General features: G+C 60.9%; 23 protein-coding genes. 11 read left to right on the top strand and 12 right to left on the bottom strand.

The window, feature by feature from the left end:
* The 3 genes from egtD (at position 1) to BUE09_RS16485 (ending at position 5,320) form a co-directional block, all read left to right on the top strand.
* Positions 1-966 carry an L-histidine N(alpha)-methyltransferase gene (egtD, locus tag BUE09_RS16475; protein ID WP_073302476.1) on the top strand — a complete coding sequence of 322 codons (966 nt, stop codon included), beginning with the start codon at positions 1-3 and terminating at the stop codon, positions 964-966.
* Complete coding sequence (locus BUE09_RS16480; RefSeq protein ID WP_073302478.1) at positions 963-2,714, top strand: S8/S53 family peptidase; 1,752 nt, start codon at positions 963-965, stop codon at positions 2,712-2,714. The genes egtD and BUE09_RS16480 overlap by 4 nt, the downstream gene beginning before the upstream one ends.
* Before the next feature lie 494 nt (positions 2,715-3,208).
* The gene (locus BUE09_RS16485) at positions 3,209-5,320 is read left to right on the top strand and encodes a glycoside hydrolase family 5 protein (RefSeq protein ID WP_073302480.1); all 2,112 of its coding nucleotides are present in this window, start codon (positions 3,209-3,211) and stop codon (positions 5,318-5,320) included.
* A gap of 43 nt (positions 5,321-5,363) precedes the next feature.
* Here BUE09_RS16485 and BUE09_RS16490 read toward each other — a convergent pair whose 3' ends face one another.
* Entirely contained in the window at positions 5,364-5,744 is a 381-nt protein-coding gene (locus tag BUE09_RS16490) for a transcriptional regulator (RefSeq protein WP_073302482.1), read from the bottom strand.
* Positions 5,745-5,899: 155 nt separating this feature from the next.
* On the opposite strand from BUE09_RS16490, the gene BUE09_RS16495 reads away from it, so the two are divergent.
* Complete coding sequence (locus BUE09_RS16495; protein ID WP_073302484.1) at positions 5,900-6,196, top strand: hypothetical protein; 297 nt, start codon at positions 5,900-5,902, stop codon at positions 6,194-6,196.
* A gap of 46 nt (positions 6,197-6,242) precedes the next feature.
* On the opposite strand, the gene BUE09_RS16500 is transcribed toward BUE09_RS16495, so the two are convergent.
* On the bottom strand, positions 6,243-7,583 hold the full coding sequence (locus BUE09_RS16500; protein ID WP_073302664.1) for a DEAD/DEAH box helicase: 1,341 nt from the start codon (positions 7,581-7,583) through the stop codon (positions 6,243-6,245).
* A gap of 182 nt (positions 7,584-7,765) precedes the next feature.
* Positions 7,766-8,086: a 3-phosphoglycerate kinase gene (locus BUE09_RS16505; RefSeq protein ID WP_073302486.1), complete on the bottom strand. Its 321-nt coding sequence runs from the start codon at positions 8,084-8,086 to the stop codon at positions 7,766-7,768.
* Positions 8,087-8,153: 67 nt separating this feature from the next.
* Here BUE09_RS16505 and BUE09_RS16510 point away from each other — a divergent pair, with 67 nt between their 5' ends.
* The 3 genes from BUE09_RS16510 to BUE09_RS16520 all read left to right on the top strand — a co-directional run bounded on the left by BUE09_RS16510 (position 8,154) and on the right by BUE09_RS16520 (position 10,185).
* Positions 8,154-9,086, top strand: coding sequence for a LysR family transcriptional regulator (locus BUE09_RS16510; protein WP_073302488.1), 933 nt, complete (start codon positions 8,154-8,156; stop codon positions 9,084-9,086).
* A gap of 64 nt (positions 9,087-9,150) precedes the next feature.
* Positions 9,151-9,702: a peptidylprolyl isomerase gene (locus tag BUE09_RS16515; RefSeq protein WP_073302490.1), complete on the top strand. Its 552-nt coding sequence runs from the start codon at positions 9,151-9,153 to the stop codon at positions 9,700-9,702.
* A gap of 69 nt (positions 9,703-9,771) precedes the next feature.
* Positions 9,772-10,185 carry a DUF6306 domain-containing protein gene (locus BUE09_RS16520; protein WP_073302492.1) on the top strand — a complete coding sequence of 138 codons (414 nt, stop codon included), beginning with the start codon at positions 9,772-9,774 and terminating at the stop codon, positions 10,183-10,185.
* 28 nt (positions 10,186-10,213) lie between these two features.
* On the opposite strand, the gene BUE09_RS16525 is transcribed toward BUE09_RS16520, so the two are convergent.
* The 9 genes from BUE09_RS16525 to BUE09_RS16570 all read right to left on the bottom strand — a co-directional run bounded on the left by BUE09_RS16525 (position 10,214) and on the right by BUE09_RS16570 (position 18,498).
* Positions 10,214-11,116 (bottom strand): CHAD domain-containing protein, encoded by a 903-nt coding sequence (locus BUE09_RS16525; protein ID WP_073302494.1) that lies wholly within the window; start codon positions 11,114-11,116, stop codon positions 10,214-10,216.
* A gap of 55 nt (positions 11,117-11,171) precedes the next feature.
* Positions 11,172-12,437, bottom strand: coding sequence for an Hsp70 family protein (locus tag BUE09_RS16530; protein WP_073302666.1), 1,266 nt, complete (start codon positions 12,435-12,437; stop codon positions 11,172-11,174).
* Positions 12,438-12,565: 128 nt separating this feature from the next.
* Entirely contained in the window at positions 12,566-13,912 is a 1,347-nt protein-coding gene (locus BUE09_RS16535) for a spinster family MFS transporter (RefSeq protein ID WP_073302496.1), read from the bottom strand.
* A gap of 125 nt (positions 13,913-14,037) precedes the next feature.
* On the bottom strand, positions 14,038-14,820 hold the full coding sequence (locus BUE09_RS16540) for a hydroxypyruvate isomerase family protein (protein WP_073302498.1): 783 nt from the start codon (positions 14,818-14,820) through the stop codon (positions 14,038-14,040).
* Positions 14,817-15,704: an NAD(P)-dependent oxidoreductase gene (locus BUE09_RS16545; protein ID WP_073302500.1), complete on the bottom strand. Its 888-nt coding sequence runs from the start codon at positions 15,702-15,704 to the stop codon at positions 14,817-14,819. Before BUE09_RS16545 ends, BUE09_RS16540 begins: the two co-directional genes overlap by 4 nt.
* Before the next feature lie 67 nt (positions 15,705-15,771).
* Positions 15,772-16,095, bottom strand: a complete 324-nt coding sequence (locus BUE09_RS16550) for a protealysin inhibitor emfourin (RefSeq protein WP_073302502.1) — start codon at positions 16,093-16,095, stop codon at positions 15,772-15,774.
* A 21-nt stretch (positions 16,096-16,116) separates the two neighbouring features.
* Positions 16,117-17,175, bottom strand: a complete 1,059-nt coding sequence (locus BUE09_RS16555; RefSeq protein WP_073302504.1) for a M4 family metallopeptidase — start codon at positions 17,173-17,175, stop codon at positions 16,117-16,119.
* Positions 17,176-17,346: 171 nt separating this feature from the next.
* Positions 17,347-17,679, bottom strand: a complete 333-nt coding sequence (locus BUE09_RS16560) for a hypothetical protein (RefSeq protein ID WP_073302506.1) — start codon at positions 17,677-17,679, stop codon at positions 17,347-17,349.
* Between the two features lie 492 nt (positions 17,680-18,171).
* The gene (locus tag BUE09_RS16570; protein ID WP_073302510.1) at positions 18,172-18,498 is read right to left on the bottom strand and encodes a hypothetical protein; all 327 of its coding nucleotides are present in this window, start codon (positions 18,496-18,498) and stop codon (positions 18,172-18,174) included.
* A 317-nt stretch (positions 18,499-18,815) separates the two neighbouring features.
* Here BUE09_RS16570 and BUE09_RS16575 point away from each other — a divergent pair, with 317 nt between their 5' ends.
* The 4 genes from BUE09_RS16575 (at position 18,816) to phnE (ending at position 22,184) form a co-directional block, all read left to right on the top strand.
* Positions 18,816-19,667: a putative selenate ABC transporter substrate-binding protein gene (locus BUE09_RS16575; protein WP_073302512.1), complete on the top strand. Its 852-nt coding sequence runs from the start codon at positions 18,816-18,818 to the stop codon at positions 19,665-19,667.
* A 77-nt stretch (positions 19,668-19,744) separates the two neighbouring features.
* On the top strand, positions 19,745-20,593 hold the full coding sequence (locus BUE09_RS16580) for a phosphonate ABC transporter ATP-binding protein (protein ID WP_073302514.1): 849 nt from the start codon (positions 19,745-19,747) through the stop codon (positions 20,591-20,593).
* Complete coding sequence (locus tag BUE09_RS16585) at positions 20,587-21,420, top strand: PhnE/PtxC family ABC transporter permease (RefSeq protein WP_073302516.1); 834 nt, start codon at positions 20,587-20,589, stop codon at positions 21,418-21,420. The genes BUE09_RS16580 and BUE09_RS16585 overlap by 7 nt, the downstream gene beginning before the upstream one ends.
* Positions 21,417-22,184 (top strand): phosphonate ABC transporter, permease protein PhnE, encoded by a 768-nt coding sequence (gene phnE / locus BUE09_RS16590; RefSeq protein ID WP_073302518.1) that lies wholly within the window; start codon positions 21,417-21,419, stop codon positions 22,182-22,184. Before BUE09_RS16585 ends, phnE begins: the two co-directional genes overlap by 4 nt.
* Positions 22,185-22,194 lie beyond the last annotated feature (10 nt).

Genomic DNA, 22,194 nt, shown 5'->3' on the forward strand with positions numbered 1-22,194 from the left:
ATGGCACTCGCCGTACATTTTCATGACCAGACGCAGCCGACCCACGACAGCTCACTGCGCGACGAGGCACTGGAAGGTTTCGCCGCATCGCCGAAGCACATCTCACCAAAGTTTTTCTACGACCGACGTGGCTCGGAGCTGTTCGAGCAGATCTGTCTGCTGCCCGAGTACTATGTGACCCGCACCGAGGAAAAGATCCTCGCCAACGCGGCTAACGAGATATTGGAAATCGCCGGGCCACAGACCGACCTGATCGAACTGGGCAGCGGTGCCAGCCGCAAGGTGCGTCTGCTGCTCGAAGGCCTGCGGCCGGTCAGTTACCTGGGCATCGACATTTCCGAAGATTTCCTGCTGACCAGCACCCAGCGCCTCGCCGCTGACTATCCCTGGCTGGACGTGCATGCGGCCTGTGCGGATTTTTCAGACGAACTGAAGCTGCCTGACGACTTCACCCTGCACCACCCGCTGGTATTTTTCCCCGGTTCCAGCATTGGCAACTTCACCCCGCTGGAGGCTCGCAAGCTGCTTGGGCACCTGCGCGAAATTCTCCCGCCTGGCGGTGGCCTGCTGATCGGCGTCGACCTGGTCAAGGACCGCAGCGTCCTGGAAGCGGCTTACAACGATAGCGCCCATGTCACGGCCGCGTTCAACCTCAACCTCTTGCAGCGCATCCGCCAGGAGCTGGACAGCGACATCGACCCGTCGCGTTTCACCCACCGGGCGTTCTTCAACGAGCAGGATTCGCGGATTGAGATGCACCTGGTCAGCCGCGAAGCACAAGACCTGACCATCGAGGGGCAGCGCTTCCACTTCGATGCCGGCGAAAGCCTGCACACGGAGAACTCTTACAAATACACATTGGAATCTTTCGCCGATCTGGCTAACAGCGCCGGCTTCGACTGCAGCGGTCAATGGACCGACGCACAGAACCTGTTCAGCGTACATTACCTGCAACGTCGCCCATGAGGCCCATTGCTTGCTGCCTGACCGCGCTAACACTCGCGCTGGGCCTCGGCAGCGCCCTGGCCGAGGAGCAGCCGCTGCGACTTAAAGATCTGCAGCGCTGCGGCGATCTGTTTTCCACGGAGCACTTGACGTTTTGCCTGAGCAGCGAAGGCGCGGCCAACGCGAATTTAGAGGTGATGCTCCGTGGCAAGCCCATCGAGACGGCTCGGGGAAAAAACGGACGACTGCGCCTGACCCTCAACCGCAAGGAACATCAAAGTGGCCCGCTCTGGCTGGAACAAGGCGATCGCCGCAGCAATCCGGTCTGGCTCACACTCAATGGCAGCCACGTGATACCGGCAAGCCCGGACGAGGTGGCGAAGAACATGGACGGTCTGACCACCTACGTGGATCTGGTCAGCGTGATCATCGAAGAGGATCACGACGGGCTGGAGGCGTCGCGGCGCCTGGCCGAAAAGTATGGCGCCGAAGTGGTTGGCGTCATTGCCCCGCTCAATACCTATCAGCTGCGGCTGCCGGTGAACAACCTGACCGAGCGCGACGCAATGGTGCTGCGTCTGGGCAGCGAGACGAACGTGGATGCGGTGGTTATCGAAGAATCCGGGGCTGAAGAGCCACTGGAAGAAGATAAGCAAAGCAGGCCTCGCAACAGTGAATGGGTTGCCAACCGCTTTCTCGATGCGGTGGATTTCTATCGGCGCCGTTTGCCTGCGCGCAAAGCACCGATTGATACCCACCCCGTGCGGATCGGCATCATCGAGCGCGACGTCGACTTCGATTCGCCTGAATTTGCGGCCTATCTCAACCGCTGCGACCCTGCCAAACCTAAAACCTGCGTTTACGCACGCGATGCAGCATCTCCAGCGGACCACGGCACCAGCGTCACTGGCATCCTCGCCGCGCGCAGTGCCGAGCCGGGCGACAGTGGTTTTCTCAGCGCCCTTGAAGCGTCAAGTTCGGGCTTTGAAGTCATCGTCGAGCGCAATTCCGACGCCGGCATCACCGCCAATGTCGCGGCGTCTGTCAATCTGGTGGAAGACGGCGTACGGGTGCTGAATTGGAGCTGGGGCATTCATCGCGTCGGTACGCTCGATGTGGACGGGGAAGAGATCGACTCACTGGTGCGCTCCGGCGTGGCGATGAGCGGTTACGAAGAGCTACTCGAAGAATTCTTTCTCTGGTTGCGTCGCGAGCATCCAGACGTGGTGGTGGTGAACTCGGCGGGCAATGGCTCGGCGCATTCAGGCCAGGACGATTACCGCCTGCCCTCTTCCTTCATCACCGAACAACTCCTGGTAGTGGGCGCGCATCAGCGCGACTTCAGCAGGGATGTGCCGGTCGAACACCCGGACTACGTGACCAAGCGCCCCTCGTCCAATATCGATATGCGCGTCGACATCACCGCCTCGGCCTGTACCCGTGCGGCAACGCTCGAAACCGGCAAGCGCGGCGAGGTGCACTGCGGCACCTCGTACGCCACGCCGATGGTCACTGGAATAGTCGGCGCGATGCTGTCGATCAACCCTGCGCTGGCGCCGGAACAGCTGCGTGAACTGCTGCGCAGAAGCGCCCTGACGATAGGCCGCGATAGCGATTTCGAACCCGCCGAAGCCGATGACCTGACTGCACCGATCCTGCCATCGGAGCGCAGCTATCAATTGGACAATCAGGACATTGGGCGCTCTGCTCGCCTGGACATGCGCAAAGCGCTGGAACTGACTGTCGACAGTCTGCAGCACGTGCGCTGACAACCCATCACCGACGCCTCGTGCGCTCCGCCCAAACTCGACAGCCGAGCGCATCGCCGTGGGCAAACATCTTAGAAAAGCCGTCTCTGCAACAATCTGAAACAAGTCGGATATACCAAAGGCGCTGCACAAGCGAAACGGCAGAAGTGCCACTGCATTTATTCAAGTCTTACTTCGCGCGCACTCAAATTTAGCCATTTCAACTACTTAAACAATGACATCAATTTGATATTTAATTGCCATCCAATAGTGGCAATAGAGATTCTTATACTGGTTTGTTTGGGGTTATCACTTTTACTGGCGCCAATATAACTTCAACAATTAAACACACATCTATATAAAGCCCATGCACGCGGCGCCAGAGATTCACAGGCGTCTTCGCGTTGCTTGGTGGCGTCAACGGTCGGTGCTTCGTTCGATGCATGGGTCCTTGGATGCTTCCGCACTTTTTAAAGGGCCAAGGCCCTTTGTCGTATTAAGTTCCGGAGATTTCAATGCTCGTCAAAAAGACGGTCTGCACCCGTAACATGCTACTCAGTGCCGCGCTACTTGCTGCTGCCATCGGCTTGAGCCAAATCCAGGTTGCGCAAGCGGCTACTGCCAAGGCAACCGCCGCCGCCCAACAGACTATCGCCACCACCGCCAAGGTCAATGACTTCACCAGCCCCCAATGGCTCAAAGGCAGCTGGCGTCAGTCGGCCGGCCTGTCGATTCCAGCCACCGCAGCCAATAAAGCGGCGTTCAGGAAAGGCGCCCAGATCAGAACCGCTGACGGTCAGATTCGTACCATCAAAGTGATCTATTTCTCCGGGGCCCACATGAGTGTAATGCTCTCTGGCGCCACCTTGAACGCATCGAAAAACGGTCATCCGAAAACCATTTCCGCATTGGGCACGACGCCGGTGGCCGGCGTACCCCCCCCGGCTACCAGCGGCAACCAGGCCGCCAGCAGCTCCGCTCACAGCACCGCCATCAACAATTACACCAATAACGACTGGTTGAATGGCGTCTGGCGTAAGTCGGCAGGTTTTTCAATTCCCTCCAGCAGCGCGAACCGCTCGGCGTTCAAGGTTGGTTCCTCAGTGAAGCTGGCTGATGGTCAGGCGCGCAAGATCAACGCCGTGTATGTGTCTGGCAAAAACATGAGCGTGATGCTTTCAGGGGCGGCACTGAGCGGCAAACTTGGTTACCCGAACAAGTTGTTCTCGGCGACCAGCAGCAGTGCTCCGGTTGCGCCAGCGGCTCCAAGCAAGCCCGCGACTCCCGCGCCGGGCCCGGTCACCAGCCAGCCCGCGACCGGCTCGTCCATGACGACCGCGCTCAACGCCTTCAACGGCGGTGATTTCGTCAATGGTGTGTACAACACCAGTAAGTTCGTCGGCATCTCGGTCAAGGCGACGGCGGAGAACAAGGCGGCATTCCACAAAGGCGCGAAGATCCGTTTCTTCGGTGGCGAGGTGCGCACCATCAAACTGATCTACCATTCCGGCGGCAATATGACCGTCATGGTCGATGGCGGCGCCATTAACGGCAAGGCTGTAGGTTATCCCCGCACCGTCTCGGTCAGTAGCACCAGCTTCAGCAACACAAGCCCAAGCGTCGACAGCACGCCGGCTGCAGGAAATGCAGCACCGGCAAACCCGATCAATCTGGTGGGCATCAATCTTGCCGGGGCAGAATTCGGCACGGATGTCAGATTGCCCGGTGTCTACCTCAAGCAGTATATCTATCCCGGCGAGGCCGACTTCAAGCGTTACGCCGAGCGCAATCTGAAGCTGGTTCGCCTGCCGTTTCGCTGGGAGCGGATTCAGCCGAGGGTCAATGGCGAATTGAACAGCGCTGAGCTCCGCCGCATGCTGACCACGCTTGACCATGCAAAAAAATACAACATGCAGGTCATCCTCGACATGCATAACTACTATCGCTATTACGGCAAGATGATCGGGACTAACGAGGTGCCGGTAAGCGCATTTGCCGATGCCTGGCGGCGTATTGCCCAGCAGGTTGCCAACCATCCGGCAGTCTATGGCTACGGCTTGATGAACGAGCCACACACCACTAACGGCAAGTGGCCAGCCGCCGCGCTGGCTGCTGCAAAAAGCATCCGCAGCGTCGATGCCAAGAATTGGGTGGTGGTCGCCGGTGATCGCTGGTCCAGCGCTTTCCATTGGCAGTCCTATAACACCCAGTTGGTCAAGGACGCGTGGATGCGCGACCCGAGCAACAATCTGATGTTCGAAGCCCATCTGTACTTTGATAAGGACTACTCGGGCTACTACACCAACCGTTACGAACAGTACGATCCGATGATTGGCGTGGTGCGCGCGAAGCCCTTCGTCGAGTGGCTGAGCCGGTATCGCCTGCGCGGCTTCATCGGTGAGCACGGGGCGCCGGACTTCTCGCCCTCCGCCGTGGTTGCCATGGACAACCTGCTCAAGTACCTGGGCCAGAACTGCATTCCGAGCACTTATTGGGCGGCGGGTCCCTGGTGGGGCGATTATGCGCTGTCGCTGGACGTAAAAAGCGGCAAACCTCGCCCCCAGTTGCCGATATTGCAGAAGCATGCAGCGAACAAATCCTGCGGGGCCGTCGGTCCGCTGCGGTAATGCCCAAGCGGCGCCCCGTATCTGCGGGGCGCCTTTCCCGGCGCTAGCCTGCTGCCGCTAGGCTGTCGAATACTTCCGGGACCAACGCCGCCTCACCTTTTTCATCCAGACGGCGACGGTTCTCGGTTCGCCCCGCGCCGCCCTCGAGCATCTCCATCAGGCGCACGCCTCGATCAGTCAGCACGAAATTCTCACCATTGCCGCCTTGCTCCTCCGGCCGCGTCTCCATGTAGCCGCCTTCGTACAGCAGGCTTTCGTAGTTCTGCGCCTCGGCCTTCAAAGAGTCCAGGTTGGGCATCGGTTGACCGGCCTCCTCGGTTGCCAGGGCATGCTCATCTGCGTACTGGCGTGGCGCGAAGCTCTCGTTTCCGGGTTTCTGCGCTTCACGCAGCAGGCGTAGCATCAAGTCCCAGTCGTAGGTCATGTCCGTTCTCCTGTTGCGCCGCTTCGGGGAGGCGGCCATCGCTATTCGGACCCCAACCGTCGCGGCATGGTTCGATCCAGCGCAGCCGCGAACGGCTGAACTAAAGCGCGCCACGGGCGATCCACCAGATAGGTCGTTAATTAAAGGAGCGCGCCATGAAACGCTTGATCGTACCTTTCACCCTCGCCTTGCTCGCAAGCCAGCCAGTGTTCGCCGACCAATGCACCACCGACGAGATAAATGCCAAAGCCAAGGAGCTTGCCGATCGCGTCAATGCCCTGACAGAAAGCAACCCGAAGCGAGCAGAGGAGATCAACGAAGAACTACGAGATATGGAGGTCAAGCAGACTGCCGAGCAGTTAGGCAACGAATGTGAAGCCTACGAGAAGCGCATCAAGCATGTGGAAGCGGCCGAAAAGCAGGCTGACATCGCGCCGGCGAAGGAGCGCTAGGCGCGAAAACAAGCCGAGGCCGCGATGCCGCCCCGGCTATTGCAGATTACTCTGCGGCGGGCTTTTTACGCCGTAGCGGCGCGAGACCATCCTGACTGACGACCGATGACGCCGGCGCTTCGCGCTTGGCGTTTTTCGGCCGCTTGGCTACCGGTTTTACTGCGGCTTTCTTGTCCGCGGTTTTTTTCTTGTCGTCCTTTTTCTTTTTGGTACCGGCCGCTTTGCCCGACGCCTTGAGGTTCTTCGGGCCGCCATAGCTGCCTTTCAGCCCTTTGATCACACGGCGTTCAAAGCGCTGTTTGAGGTAGCGCTCGATGCTCGACATCAGGTTCCAGTCGTTGTGGCAGATCAACGAGATGGCCAGGCCTTCAGCTCCGGCGCGGCCGGTACGGCCAATCCGATGAACGTACTCGTCACCCGAACGCGGCATGTCGAAATTGATCACCAGATCAAGGCCTTCGATGTCCAGCCCACGCGCGGCCACATCGGTAGCCACCAGCACCTTGACTCCGCCTTCCTTGACCCGGTCGATGGCCAGCTTGCGGTCTTTCTGGTCCTTGTCGCCGTGTAGCACGAAGGCCTTCACGCCTTCGGCCACCAACCGTCCATATAGCCGGTCGGCCTGCACGCGGGTGTTGGTGAAGATCACGGCCTTCTTGTAGGTCTCGTTGGCCAGCAACCAGTGCACCAGCTTCTCTTTGTGCTCGGTGTTCTCGGCCGTGATGATCTGCTGACGCGTGCCTTCGTTCAGTTCGCTGACGCGGTTGAGCTGCAGGTGCAGCGGCTCGCGCAGCACGGCAGCACTCATCTCGCGCAACGCCGCGCCGCCGCTGGTGGCCGAGAACAGCAGCGTCTGCTGGCGCTTGGCGCATTCACCGACCAGGCGCTGCACGTCTTCGGCGAAGCCCATGTCGAGCATGCGGTCGGCTTCGTCGAGAATCAGCAATTCGACATCCTTGAGGATCAGGGTGCCGGCATTCAGGTGTTCGATCATCCGCCCCGGGGTGCCAATGAGGATGTCCGGCACCTTGCGCAGAATGGCGGCCTGTACCTTGAAGTCCTCGCCGCCAGTGATCATTGCCGACTTGATGAAGGTGAACTGCGAGAAGCGTTCGACTTCCTTGAGTGTTTGCTGAGCAAGCTCACGGGTCGGCAGCAGGATCAACGCACGCACATCGGTACGCACCACGGCATCGCCGATCAACCGATTGAGCATCGGCAGCACGAAAGCAGCGGTCTTGCCACTGCCGGTCTGGGCTGTCACCCGCAGGTCACGCCCTTCCAGCGCGGGGGGAATGGCTGCCACTTGCACCGGGGTCGGCTCGACGAATTTGAGTTCGGCGACCGCCTTGAGCAGGCGTTCGTGGAGGGCGAATTGGTCAAACAAGGGTGACACCTCAAACAAGTCGAAAAAACGTGGCATAGAGTAACCCGTTCGACGCACACAGAGTCGTCTTTGTGCAGCACGATGACAGGCTAGCCGGCAGGACGGAGCAGAAGATCGGTTAGCGAAAAATGCCGTCGAAAACTCATTGACCGCTATGGTAAATGGCGTGGGTCAGGCGGACTTCATTGAGGCTCGCAGGTCAGCTTGATGCGGAGGCGGATGACATCGCGTTTGAACTTTGCAGTCATCGGTTTGCTCTCCCCCGACGCCAGCGTGACACGTCGAGTACGCGGCATTTCCGGCCCGTTGCGAAACGAGGCCGTACACTCCACGGGGCGCTCACCAAAGTTCTGCAGCACCAGGCCGGCCATGTCGCGGTCGATAGTCTCGGTGCTCGCCAGCACCTCGGAACCGTTGAGTTCTTGTTCGAGCTCCACGGGGTAGCTGACGGCAGCTGCGCTCAGTGGGAAGATAACGAGCGCAGCGAAGCAGAGTCTTTTCATTTTTTTGTAGGCTCCTTCAATAGGCGATCGCCAGCGTACCAGACCGACGCAACAGGAAAACATTGGAATGAAAGTGCCACGTGTGACCCTCGATCAATGGCGAACCCTGCAAGCTGTGATCGACCACGGCGGCTTCGCCCAGGCCGCGGAAATCCTGCATCGTTCACAATCCTCGGTGAGCTATACGGTGGGGCGCATGCAGGAACAGCTGGGTGTGCCGCTGTTACGCATCGATGGTCGCAAGGCGGTACTCACCGATGCCGGCGAAGCGCTCTTGCGCCGCTCCCGGCAATTGGTCAACCAGGCCGGTCAGCTGGAAGAGTTGGCGCACAACATGGAGCAAGGCTGGGAAGCCGAGGTGCGGCTGGTGGTCGATGCTGCCTACCCCAACGCCAAATTGATCCGTGCACTGACCGCGTTCATGCCCCAAAGCCGCGGTTGCCGGGTGCGGTTACGTGAAGAAGTGCTGTCCGGTGTTGAAGAGGTGCTCAAGGACGGCACGGCGGATCTGGCTATCAGCGGTCTGGATATCACCGGCTATCTCGGCCAGGAACTCAGCACCGCCGAATTCATTGCCGTCGCTCACCCAGATCACTCGTTGCATCAACTGCAACGCAAACTCAGCGTCCAGGACCTGCAAAGCCAGATGCAGGTGGTGGTACGCGATTCCGGCCACCGTCAGCCCCGCGACAGCGGCTGGCTAGGTGCGGAACAGCGCTGGACGGTTGGCAGCCTGGCCACTTCGGTCGGCTTTGTCAGCAGCGGGCTGGGCTTTGCCTGGCTACCGCGCCATATGATCCATCGTGAACTGGCCGAAGGTGCCCTGAGGCCGCTGCCTCTGGTCCAAGGCAGTATTCGCCGGCCGCTTTTCTACCTCTACACTAACCCCAACAAACCGCTCGGGCCTGCCACACAGATTCTCATCGACTTGATCAGGACGTACGATGCGCAAGCGCAATCGCCTGTTCAGCCGATGGGCAACATCACGCACGACGGCTGAAGCACTTGTGCAACCGGCCTGCATGAACGGGCTGACCCAGGCTTACCCATACCAGGAATAGACCATGAAACGACTCGCACTCGCCGCCTGCTCACTGCTGCTCGCCGGCAATCTGCTCGCTGCGGACAATCCTCACGTATTGCTGAACACCAGCATGGGCGAAATCGAAATCGAACTGGAGGCCGAAAAGGCCCCGGTCAGCGTGAAGAATTTCCTCGAATATGTCGAAAGCGGCTTCTACGACGACACCGTCTTCCACCGCGTGATCCCGGGTTTCATGATCCAGGGTGGTGGCTTCGGCGAAGGTCTGAACCAGAAGAAGACCCGCGCGCCCATCAAGAACGAGGCCGACAACGGACTGCACAACGTACGTGGCACGCTGGCTATGGCGCGCACACAGAACGTCGATTCGGCCACCAGCCAGTTCTTCATCAACCACCGCGACAATGACTTCCTTGACCATGGCAGCCGCGACTTCGGCTATGCCGTATTTGCCAAGGTGGTGCGCGGCATGGACGTAGTCGACCAGATCGCCCAGGTGCCGACCGGCAACCGCAGCATGATGCAGAACGTACCGCTGAAGCCGGTGAAAATCGTCTCCGCGAAAAAACTCTGACCTTTAGATATCTGTCGGCTGTGCGCACGGCAGTAGCCGTGCACCGGCTTGCTGAACAGGAGAGCTGACATGAGCGAACAGAACCCGCTGAACACCACCGAAGGGGAAGCACAACTGCTCCAGGATCTGTTGAGCGCCGAGCGTGCCGGGGCCAAGGTCGCCGGTGAAAGCCTGCAGCAGTGCAACGATCCAGCCCAGCAAAAGCTCCTCGAGCAGATCCGCCAGGGCGAGGTCGACAGCTGCCGACTGGTGCTCAACTGCCTGAACCACCTGAACATCGCACCCAACCGCGAGACCGGCGCGTTTTATGGCAAGGCGATGGCCATCGAATCGCTGGATGAGCGCATGACCTTCGTCGACCGCGGCCAACAATGGGTGATCCGCAAGCTGCGCGAATACCTGCCCGGTTGCAACGATGATTTCATCCGCACCGAGCTGGAAAAAATGTTGAAGATTCACGAGATCAACAGCCAGGCGGCCTGATGCCTGGCTCGTTATGCAGGGCCAGCGCCTAGCTGTCGCTAGCGCTCGCCCAATAGCGCCGCCAGCGCACCACCAGCGCCTTCGGCGCCTCCGAATAGATGTCCGTTCCTTGCTTGAGCGCGGCGCTCTGTAACTCGCTGCGGCGTTCCGCAACGGCTATGCCGAGTCGCTCACGCAGGGCGGTGTCGCCAAACAACGCTGGCTGAGCCTGCATCAGCTCCGTCAGCACCGCCAGATCATGGTCATCGCCTAGCAGATCCGCCAGGCCCTTGAGCGAGTTGCTGCGTAGCTGCATCAATTTCGGCCAGCTGGGCGCCAGTAAGCGCGTCTGGTACCAGTGATCCTTGACCCGCTTGCGCCACTGGTGAAGTTGTTCATCGCTGAGATCATGTCTGGCTTTGGCCAACTCAGCGCAGCCGTCTGCGTAGGTACGCTTGATACCATCCGCCAGCAAGTCGAAGCCCTTGGCTTGGAGTGGCCAGCTTTCGACACAGCTGCGCGCATGGTTCAGCTCGGCAATTACCTCGCCGATACGCGTATCCAGGTCGGTCGTGTCGCCGTTTTCGGCCTGCTTCGCCCGCGCCTGCAAACGACGCCGGGCCTGCCTGAAGTCCACCTCGGCGAACAGCGCCGGGAAACGCTTCGCCAGCGCATCCCAGCTTTCCAGCATCGCCGTCGCATCACGCGATTCGGCCAACGCGCGCCCCAGATCTCGCAAGCGATGATTTTCGCGCTGAAACTCGTCACCCAGCGGCTTGCGTACCAGGCGCAGCAGCGCGCGCAATTCCTTGAAGCGTTTGCGCGCCTGATGCACGCCCTCGGCGCGCTCCTCGGGTGCAACGCTCAGTGCGTTGATGGCTTTGTCGATGCCCTGCCGAGCGACTTTTCGCACCTCGGCGGCAGGGTCTCGCGGACGCAGCTTGTAACCCATGACAGCTCCCGTTCAGGCCCGCTGCCGTGCTCGCACAGCAGGCATAACGGGCGATTCAACCGTAGCGCTTGCGCGCCTCGATGGCCAGGCCGCTGCCAATGCTGCCGAACCGATTACCTTCAACGTGCCGTGCCCGCGGCAGCAAGGTGGCGACGCCCTGGCGCAGCGCCGGGATCGCACTGGAACCGCCTGTGAAGAACACCGTGTCGATGTCCTCGTGCTTGAGCCCGGCACTCACCAGCAGTTGACTGACATTGGCGCGGATTCGTTCGAGCAGGGGCTCGATCGCCGTTTCGAATACAGGACGCGTGAGGGTGGCCTCGAGCCCGGGTTCGATTCGGGCGAAGTCGATCAGGAAGCGTTCATGATCGGTCAGCTCGATCTTGCCTTGCTCGATCTGCATCGCCAACCAATGCCCGGCGCGTTGTTCGATCAGGCTGAACAGCCGGTCGATTCCGGTCGGGTCGACGATGTCGTAGCGCATGCTCTGCAATGCACGCAGCGAAGCCGGGGCGTAAACCGCGTTGATCGTGTGCCAGGTGGCCAGGTTGAGATGGGTGCTGGTGGGCATCGGTGCATCGCTTTTCATCCGGCTGCCGTAGCCGAACAGCGGCATCACGCCCTGCAGACTGAGCTGCTTATCGAAATCGGTACCGCCGATGTGCACGCCCGAGGTGGCGAGGATGTCGTCCTGACGGTCGTCGATCTGGCGCCGCTCCGGTGCCAGCCGCACCAGCGAGAAGTCCGAGGTGCCGCCGCCGATGTCGACGATCAGCACGCGCTCTTCCCGCTCGATGCGTGACTCGTAGTCGAACGCTGCGGCGATGGGTTCGTACTGAAAGGAGACGTCCTTGAAGCCGATCTTCCGGGCAGCTGCTGCGAGGGTATCGGCGGCTTCCTTGTCTGCCTGCGGATCGTCGTCGACAAAAAAAACCGGACGGCCCAGCACCACCTCATCGAACGAGCGCCTGGCCTGCTCTTCAGCGCGCTGTTTGAGAGTCCCGAGAAACAGCCCGAGGATATCCTTGAACGGCATGGCGCTGCCCAGCACGGTGGTTTCGCTCTTCAGCAACTTTGAGCCCAGCAGGCTCTTGAGCGAGCGCATCAGGCGCCCTTCGTAACCTTCGAGGTATTCGGACAGGGCCAGTCGGCCATAGACCGGACGACGCTCTTCGGTGTTAAAGAACACCACCGAGGGCAATGTCTGCTGATCGCCTTCCAATACCAGCAGAGGCTCGGCGTCGGGTCGCCACCAGCCGACGGTGGAATTGGAGGTACCGAAGTCGATGCCGCAGGCGCGGGCGGGAGACGGGTTGTGCATGTGCGGTCCGGACTGCCAAAAACGGCCGCGCAGTTTATGCGAGCCGGCCAGCAAATGCAGGCCAATCGTCGGCGGTCTTAACCAAGCCAACCACTGCGACAGCCGAGTGCCATCGCAGTGGTGCGCCCTTAGGCGAGTGCCGGTTCGCCAGCAGCGGCGGAGTCGGTCATGCCGTCCGTCATGCGCTTGGCGTCATGGCAGAAGGTCCGCGATGCCTGGAACAGGAACATCATGGTCAATAGCAGCGAACCGGGGATCAGGTACATCGCACCGTGTAGGCCTTCGGCGCGGAACACTTCGCTCATCTCGTTGGCCCCTGCGGCAAGCATTGCCGACTCGGCAAAGTGGTCCGACAGCAGCCCGACCACCACCGTGCCCATGCCACCACCGAGCAGGTAGAGCCCGGCGAAGAACAGCGCCATGGCCGTGGCCCGCAGACGTGGTTCGACCACGTCCTGAATGGCGGTGTAGACGCAGGTGTAGAAGTTGTAGGAGAACAGCCAGCCGATGCTGAAGACCGCAACGAACACACCAACCTCGATCCGTCCGGCCAGCAACGCATACCCGGTCAGCGCGGTGGCGATGAGCATGCTCACGGCGGCAAAGATCAGCCGGCCACGGGCGAAGCGCTGATGAATCTTGTCCGCGACCCAACCGCCCAGGGTCAAACCAATCAAACCGGTCAAGCCGACGATCACCCCGGTGGCGATCGACGCCTCCACCAGCGGCACCGCGTGATAGCGCATCAGCAGCGGCACCATAAAGGCGTTGCAGGCGTAGGTGGCAAAGTTGAACGCCAGCCCCGCCAGCACCAGCCACCAGAAGGTGCGGATCGCGAACACTTTGCGAATCGGCTGTTCCACAGGCGTCTGCGACACCTTCACCGTTTCCGCCGCGCCACGTTGCGGCTCCTTGACGAAGAAGATGAACAGCGCCAGCACCAGCCCGGGCACCGCCGCAATGAAGAACGGCGCGCGCCAACTGCCGAAATACTCCACCATCGAGCCGATGGTAAAAAAGGCCAGCAACAGCCCCAGCGGCAGGCCCAGCATGAAGATGCCCATCGCCCGAGCCCGCTTGTGCGCCGGGAACAGATCGCCGATCAGCGAATTGGCCGCGGGCGCATAGCTGGCCTCACCGATGCCGATGCCCATGCGCACAAGCAGAAAGGTCCAGAAATTCCAGGCCAGACCGTTTACAGCGGTCAGCCCGCTCCAGACGGTCAAGCCCCAGCCCATGATCTTGCGCCGCGAGCCGATGTCCGCCATGCGCCCCAGCGGTACGCCGGCGATTGCATAGATGATGGTGAAAGCGGTGCCGATCAGGCCCAACTGGAAATCGTTGAGATCCCACTCCAGGCGGATCGGCTCGGCGATGATCGCCGGGATGGTGCGATCGAAGAAGTTGAACAGGTTGGCCAGAAACAGCAGGAACAGGACGCGCCAGGCGTTCGCGGCTTGGGTGGATGGCTGCATGACGTCGCTCTCGATTTATTGTTATGCACCGGCCGTGTGCCGACCGGTCTCGAAACTGACTCTAGGGTTCTCGCAGGCGTCTGTCTGTCACCATCACTTTCGCTGATGCCGCTCGATGCGACGGTTCAGCTCTTTTTCCAGGCCTCCAGCCAACCAACGCCGGTAGCGGTGTTCGAGCTGTCAGGGCGGTATTCGGCCGCCAGCCAGCCGGTGTAGCCCACCGCCAGCAAGGCTTCGAGCAAAGGCCCGAAAGCCACCGAACCCGTGCCGGGCGCCCCGCGGCCGGGACAGTCGGCAAACTGCACATGGCCGATCCGGGCGCCAAGCAGCTCTATCCCTGCGGCAATATCCAACCCCTGTCGGGCCATGTGGTAGAGATCTAGTTGTGCCTGGCAGTTGGGATGATCGACGCGCTCCAGCAGCGTTTGCAGATGCGCCGGGGTGTTGATCAGAAAACCCGGCATGTCCAGCGGATTGATCGCCTCGCACACCACTTGCACACCCAGCAATGCAAAGGCCTCTGCGCTTTTGCGCAGGTTGACAGCCAAGATTTCCAGCGCCTGCTCTCGCGTCACGCCTTCGGCCAGCCGGCCGGGCAGAACGTTCACGCACATCGGCCGCGCCATGGCCGCGTAGGTCAGGCCCTCCTGGAGAGCAGCGTCGAACTCAGCCTGACGTGACGGCACCGACGCCAGTCCGGCACCGCCCTGCATGAAGTCACCGGCCGGCAGATTGATCAGCACCAGCGGCAGCCCCGCACGCTCAAGCAGTTCATTCAAGCGAATCGCCGGAAGCTCATAGGGGAACTGAATTTCCACACCGTCGAAGCCGGCAATCCGCGCGGCCATGACCCGCTCGGCCAAGGGCAGCTCGTTGAACAATATGGACAGATTGGCCGCGATCTTCATTGCTTTTGCTCCCTGAACATCCTGACCAGCGTGGACGGATCATTTTCAAGTTCGCCACCACTGCCATGCAGGCGCATCAGCTGTGCGGCCAGACCGGTCATAGGTGTGGCTCCGCCTGCTTCGCGCGAGAGCTGCACCGCCGTGTCGAGGTCCTTGAGCAGGGTGCGAACGCGCCATTTCACCGGTTCGAACTCGCTGTTAGCCATCTGCGGCGCAAGGATCTGCAGTGGTTTGGAGTCGGCGAAACCACCGGCCAAGGCCGGCGCGATCAGGCTTGCATCGACACCGGAGCGTTCGGCCAACGCCACCACCTCGGCGATGACCAGCGCATTACAGGCAACGATCATCTGGTTACAGGCCTTGGTTACCTGGCCGGCGCCGACGTCGCCCATGTGAGTCAATCGCTGGCCAAGGTGCGCCAACACGGGTCGAACCCGCTCGATATCCTCGCTGCTTCCACCGGCCATGATCGCCAGACTGCCCGTCTCGGCGCCCGCCGTACCGCCGGACACCGGTGCGTCGACCCAGCGCATGCCGCTGCGGGATTCAAGTTCGGCGGCCATGGCGCGTGTAGCGGCTGGCTCCAGACTGGAATGGTCGACCAACAGTTGCCCGGCCTTCGCGCCTTCAACGATGCCGCCAGCGCCAAACACCACCTCTCGTACCACCGAGGTATCGGCCAGACAGAGCAACACGTTGTCTGCGTCGCGACACAGGTCGGCTGGATTACCGGCCTGTCTCGCTCCGGCCTCGATCAGCGGCGCACATTTTTGGGGGGAACGGTTCCAGACCGTCAATCGATAGCCGGCAGCGAGCAGCCGACGGCACATCGGCAGGCCCATCAGGCCGATGCCGGCAAAGGCGATAGAGGGCAATTCGGACATGCGGGTGGCTCCTTGAAAACCGGGGATGGAATTCTAGCGCCGCAATGGTGCTGGCAGCCAAACCCGGTCAGATGACGTTGCCCTTATCCCAGAGCCGCACCAACTCACCCGGTGCCAGCTCTTCGGGGACTTGTAGCACCATCTCACTGTCGCGCTCGTTTTCCCGGTAGCGGAGCTCGATCTGGTAATAGCGACGGTCGCCCTGCCCTGCGGTGGCACTCGCCAATGGCAGGCAGCCTTCCAGGATGGAACAAACCTGGCCACGTTGCTGCTCATCGCAGCTGGCGAAATCGATCTCACGCGGACGGGAGAGAGCCTGCAGCGCGGCAAACCCGCCCTGCCTGGAAAGGCGAACGGTGGCTTCCTCGCCCAGCGCTGGTAACTTTTTCATCACGTCTCCTCGTTGGCTTGTTTACGGCACAGGGACACCGACATCTGTCCATGCCTGCCTCACCGCCTGCACCTCGCCACTACCGGACCCGAAGCGGGTCGCCGCGTTATCGACGGTCAACCCGGCGAAGACGGCGAAATCCGCATCATTGGCCAAACGCCGATCACAGAGGGTGTCGTACCAAATGTGTCCAGCCTTGTCCCAGGCATAGCCGCCGATGGCCTGAGCGGCGAGATAGAAGGCGCGATTGGGGATGCCGGAGTTCAGGTGCACGCCGCCGTTGTCGTCACGGGTGTCAATGAAGTCGCGCATATGCGCCGGCTGCGGGTCCTTGCCCAGCAGTGGATCGTCATAGGCGCTGCCGGGATTGGCCATCGAACGCAGCGCCGTGCCATTCACCCTATCCGTCAGTAACTCTGCACCGATCAGCCAGTCAGCCTGTTGCGCCGTCTGGTTGAGGCTGAACTGTCGGACCAGCACGCCGAATACGTCGGATATGGATTCGTTCAGAGCGCCGGACTGGTTGAGGTACAGCAGCCCGGCTTCGCTCTCGATGATGCCATGGGCCAACTCGTGCGCCACGACGTCCAGCGACAGCGTGAAGCGATTGAATATCTCGCCATCACCATCACCAAAGACCATCTGCGCACCGTTCCAGAACGCATTCTCATAGCCAACGCCGTAATGCACCGTGCCGATCAGCGGAAAGCCATGATTGTCGATCGAGTCGCGCCCGAACACTTGCCAGAAACATGCGAGGGTCTTGCCGAGCGCATCGTAGGCTTCGTCGACCGCCGCATCGCCAACCAGTGGCTGACCCTCGATTCTGGCCAGTACCCCAGGCAACAGCATCTGCTGCGCGGCGTCGTGAATGCTGCGGCGCGGCTCGCCCGGCCGACCTCGCTCAGGCAACACACTGACGGCGGGTTGGCGGTTGGGTGGCCCTGGATTTGGCAGCAGAGCACGCACCTGCGCCAGCGTTTCCATCGCCCGCTCGCGCTGCCACGCCGAGCCGTTATTGATGATACGGTCAAGTATGTACGGCGGGATAAAGCCTTGGCGCATGGTCGAGTTGTGCATGGATTCCCCTTCAGCCAGGTCGCTTGCAGGCATCCATGCATTTGATGCTGTCAATGGCGCAATGTTGTCGTGCCGGCTGTTTTCCAAGTTCTCTATCAGCAGGCTAGAGCAAAAGCCGCGGTCGGCAAGCTGCGTATGGGTGCTTTGATTTCGAGAGCGCGGCGGGGAGATTCAGCCGCTGATCAAGCTGTTGTCGGCGACAAGGTGCGTCTCAGCCGTCGCATTGTCGCGGCTCAGCGCCTCGATCGTCTGATCAAGCTGCTTGATGCAGAGATCGACTGCCATTTGGCGCAAAGCCTCTGGCCACTCATGGTCCGCAACCGGCTCGATCATGTCGAGGATCTGGGAGAAGCCAACAAGCATGCCGTGCTTCACTTTCAGGGTTTCGCCAGCTGTAACAATCGTGAGCGGCTCTCGCGAGCTGATGACCGCACCCGCATTGAGCAATTCATCAATGTGTTCGCGAAGTGCATGAAGAACGCGCTTGTCCTGGGTCGACTTCATATCAACATGCCCTCATCCATGAGGGCCGCGGATTCTACTAAAAGGAGACGCACATCACAAAACTGCAGCTTCGAACCTGACGTAACAGCGTGCGCTGTGGACTGGGACTGGCTGGCTCAGCGCTTGCAAAGGCGATGCACAGACGAACTGCTCTTCGGCTTGCAGGAGGTACCTGAATCATCCTGGCAAATATCAAGCTGCCCCAGGCAAATCTCGACAGCCACCTGTTGTGATGCTTGGCAGGGCCAGACATGCATGGCGATGACGGAGACCAAACTCCGAAGGCCGTTTTCATTGAAAAGCGTTCCGTTGCGCACCGTGATCATGCATTCGTGAAACTCGATGGTGATCGGACTACGCCCGGCAAGGCTCGCTCCGGCGTTGAGCAGGCAATCGATGTGCCGGCGCAATCTGTGGTTTTCACGACGCTCGGAGAATAGGGCGGTCATCTTTCGATCCAGCGGTCGCTGGCCGCTTGCGGACCTTCAGCCATCAGTGCGCCTGGCCTTGCTTGAGCGAAGCGCTGCGCTGCGGATTATTTTCAAGTTCGGCTTCTATCGCGTCGTCGAGCTGACGGCAACAGAGGTCAGCAGCCATTTCCCGCAATGACTCCGGCCATTCACCGTCGGTAGTCGGCTCGATCAGAGCAAGGGATTTGTAATAAGCGATGAGCATGCCGTGCTTGACCCGCAGTACCTGACCGCCATCGAGCAGGGTTAGCGGATCCCGCTGGGTAATAACCGCACCGCTCGCCAGGAGCGCGTCGATATGCTTGCGCAACGCATGAAGCGTCCGCTTTTCTTCTCTCAGCTCACTCATGCTGTCCCCGTCCTTGAAGGCGCCGCAGTCTAGTCGAATCTTGACGTCAGTTAAATAGCACAATGCCACTACGCTTATTGCTTCCTGCTCGAATCTGAGCATCAGTTGATCCCTGTCATGCACACCGACGCCCACGCGAACGGGCCCATCGCAATACAGGTGAGTGCCGAGAGGACAGACAGCGCCAAACGCTGCAGTCTGGCGCCTGTCCTTATTTCACCAGACTGCAAAGCCATCTCGGCCAGCTACTTGCGTTGCCGCGGCCTTCTACCTCTATAATCCGCGCGCTTTTTCCGCTATTGAACCGGAGAACCACAATGCTGAAGCGCACTCTGGCAGCCGTCACCGGCCTTGCCCTTTCGTTGTCTATTGCCACCGCCCATGCCGCCGACGTGCTCCGCGTATCGGCCATTCCCGACGAAGCCCCGACCGAACTGATCCGCAAGTTCGAGCCGCTGGGCCAATACCTCGAAAAAGAACTGGGCATGCCGGTGAAGTTCACCCCGGTTTCCGATTACGCCGCCGTCGTTGAAGCCCTTGCTTCCGACCGCCTCGATCTCGCCTGGCTGGGCGGCTTCACCTTCGTTCAGACGCGCTTGAAGACGGGCGACGCCATTCCGCTGGTTCAGCGTGAGCAGGACGAGAAATTCACCAGCAAATTCATCACTGCCGATCCCGAGGTCAAGACGCTGCAGGACCTGAAGGACAAGACCTTTGCGTTTGGCTCCGTATCCTCGACCTCCGGCAGCCTGATGCCGCGCTACTTCATGATCAAGGATGGAATCGACCCCGAGCAGTTCTTCAAGCGCATTGCCTACTCCGGCGCGCATGACGCGACGGTCGCCTGGGTCGAAGCCGGCAAGGCAGACGGTGGCGTACTCAATGCCTCGGTGTGGGACAAACTCGTCGCGGCTGGCAAGGTCGATACCGACAAGGTGCAGGTTATCTCCACCACGCCGCCCTACTACGACTACAACTGGACCGTACGCGGCAACCTCGACCCGGCGCTGGTTCAGAAAATCCAAACTGCTTTCCTTGAACTCGACCCTGAGAATCCGGAACACAAGAAGATTCTCGATCTTCAGGCTGCCTCGCGTTTCATCGAGACCCGCCCAGAAAACTATGAGGGCATCGAGGAAGCCGCACGCGCTGCCGGCCTGTTGAAGTGAGTTCTGCCAGCCGGTCCGCTGCAACTCTGCGGGCCGCTCGGGCAGTACCAGGCGAGCACGCTTGAATGAGCGTGTCGATGCTGTCTTCGAGCCCGCGCACTTCGCTAACAAACCAGACCGAACCGGCCCTGAGCCTGTCCGGCGTAAGCTACTGCCATGCCAACGGTCACGTCGCGCTGCGTGACGTTACCCTGCAGCTCGCGCACGGTGAGCGAGTTGCGCTTATCGGACCTTCCGGCGCAGGCAAGACCACCTTGTTGCGTCTGTTGGCTACGCACCTGCAACCGAGCACCGGTGAGATCGAATTGCTTGGCTGCCAACCCTGGGCACTGTCTGGCGGTGCTCGACAGAAATTGCGCGGGCGCATCGGTCTGATTCATCAGGCGCCGCCGCTGCCGCCTCGACAGCGCGTAATCACCTCAGTACTGGCGGGGCGTCTGGGCCAATGGTCGCTGGGCCGCAGCCTGCTCAGTCTGGTCTATCCATCGGATAAGGACGGCGCAGCAGAAGTGCTGGAGAAACTCGACCTGGCCGACAAACTCTTCGAGCGCTGCGATCAGTTGTCCGGCGGCCAGTTACAGCGCGTCGGCATCGCCCGTGCGCTGTACCAGAACCCGACGCTAATGCTGGCCGATGAACCTGTTTCGGCTATGGACCCTGTCCTCGCGGCCTATTCGTTGAATGTGCTGAACCGCGAAGCGGTGGCTAGCCACGCCACGCTGGTTGCCAGCCTGCATGCGGTCGAGCTGGCGCTGGAACATTTCCCGCGAGTCATTGCTGTGCGCGATGGGCGAATCCTGTTCGATAAGCCATCAGATACCGTGACGTCGGCTGAGCTCGATGCACTCTATGCCAACGAGCAACTGGAAGGCATCGCACCCTTTCAGCAGACGTTGGGCCAGAGCCTGCATATCCCGCGATGCTGAAACCCGCCCTCACCCAGCGCGACCCTGCTGCTCGCTCTCGCCTGCTGCTGACGCTGATTGCATTGGCTTTGCTTTGGCCGGGATTGTCGTTGAGCGAGCTGGACCTTGGCGTGCTCATCGATGGCAGCAATGCCGATACCATGGGCGTCTTTCTTTTAGGTTTCTGGCCTCCGGCGCATGACACGGCGTTTCTGTATCTGTTGGGGCGTGCAACGCTGGAAACCCTCGCCATCGCGACAGCGGGAATGACGATGGCGCTTGCGCTAGCCGTCCCCTGCGCCCTGCTGGCAACCCGCGCGCTGTCGATTTCTGCGCTGAGCCGCGAAGGCCGCCCGCACTGGTGGGCACAAGCCGTTCGCTGGCCAGTGAGAGGCCTGCTGATCGTGCTGCGCAGCGTACCCGAGATCGTCTGGGCGCTGCTCTTCGTGCGGGCCGTCGGTCTTGGGCCAACCGCTGGCGTCCTAGCCATCGCCATCACCTATGCCGGCATGCTGGGCAAGGTTTACGCCGAGATCTTCGAGTCCGTTGATCCGCTACCGACGCGCGCGCTGATCGGCGCCGGCGGTTCACGATTGCAAGCCTTTGCCTACGGCGTGCTGCCGCAGGCAACGGGCGAGATGCTGTCTTACACCGTCTATCGCTGGGAATGCGCCATCCGCGCATCGGTCGTGATGGGCTTCGTCGGTGCGGGCGGTCTCGGACAGCAGATGGATCTGTCGATCCGCATGTTTGCCGGTGGTGAAGTAGCAAGCATGCTGCTGACCTTCCTCGTGCTGGTCCTGCTGGCCGACCTGCTCAGCCAGTTGCTGCGCCGGAGCTTTGTATGAAGCCACTTGCGCGCTATGCGCTGCCGCTGTTGTTACTCGTAGCGGTCATCGCTTCGTTCATCTATTTGCAGCTCGAAGCCAGCGCACTGCTGAGCCGGGAAGGCGCAGCGCAGATGGCTGAATACGCTATCGCTTTCTTCAGCCCTGACCTGTCGACGCCCCATCTGCGGGCAATTGCTTATGGTGCAATGGAAACGCTGGCGATGTCGGCCATCGGCACGCTTCTCGCGGCAGCACTCGGCCTCATGCTTGCGCTGCCAGCCGCGGGACGCTTCGGGCGAGTCGCCAAAGTTGCATCACGGTTCCTGCTCAATGCCCTTCGTGCGATTCCGGAACTCGTCTGGGCGGCACTGATGGTACTGGCGGCAGGCCTGGGGCCTAATGCCGGCACCCTTGCCCTGGCCTTGCACACAGCCGGTGTGCTTGGCCGCCTGTTCGCCGAAGCGCTGGAAAACACACCGAACGCGCCAAGCGAGGCGCTACGGATGGCAGGCTGCGGGCGGGTCAGCGCGTTCTGCTACGGCACCCTTCCGACCCTCTGGCCGCAAATCATGGCCTATACGCTGTACCGCTGGGAGAACAACATCCGCATGGCCAGCGTGCTCGGCTTCGTCGGCGCTGGCGGCCTGGGACAGATGCTCTACATGAGCTTGAGCCTGTTCCAGCAAGCCCAAGCCTCGACCATTATTCTGGCCATGCTGCTGATGGTGTTGCTGGTGGACGCACTCAGTGGCTGGGCTCGCCAGCGCTGGGTCCGCGGCTAGCGGCTGGCTT

Origin of the sequence: Stutzerimonas xanthomarina DSM 18231 (assembly GCF_900129835.1) — a bacterium.
In the GTDB taxonomy this organism is placed as follows: Bacteria; Pseudomonadota; Gammaproteobacteria; order Pseudomonadales; family Pseudomonadaceae; genus Stutzerimonas; species Stutzerimonas xanthomarina.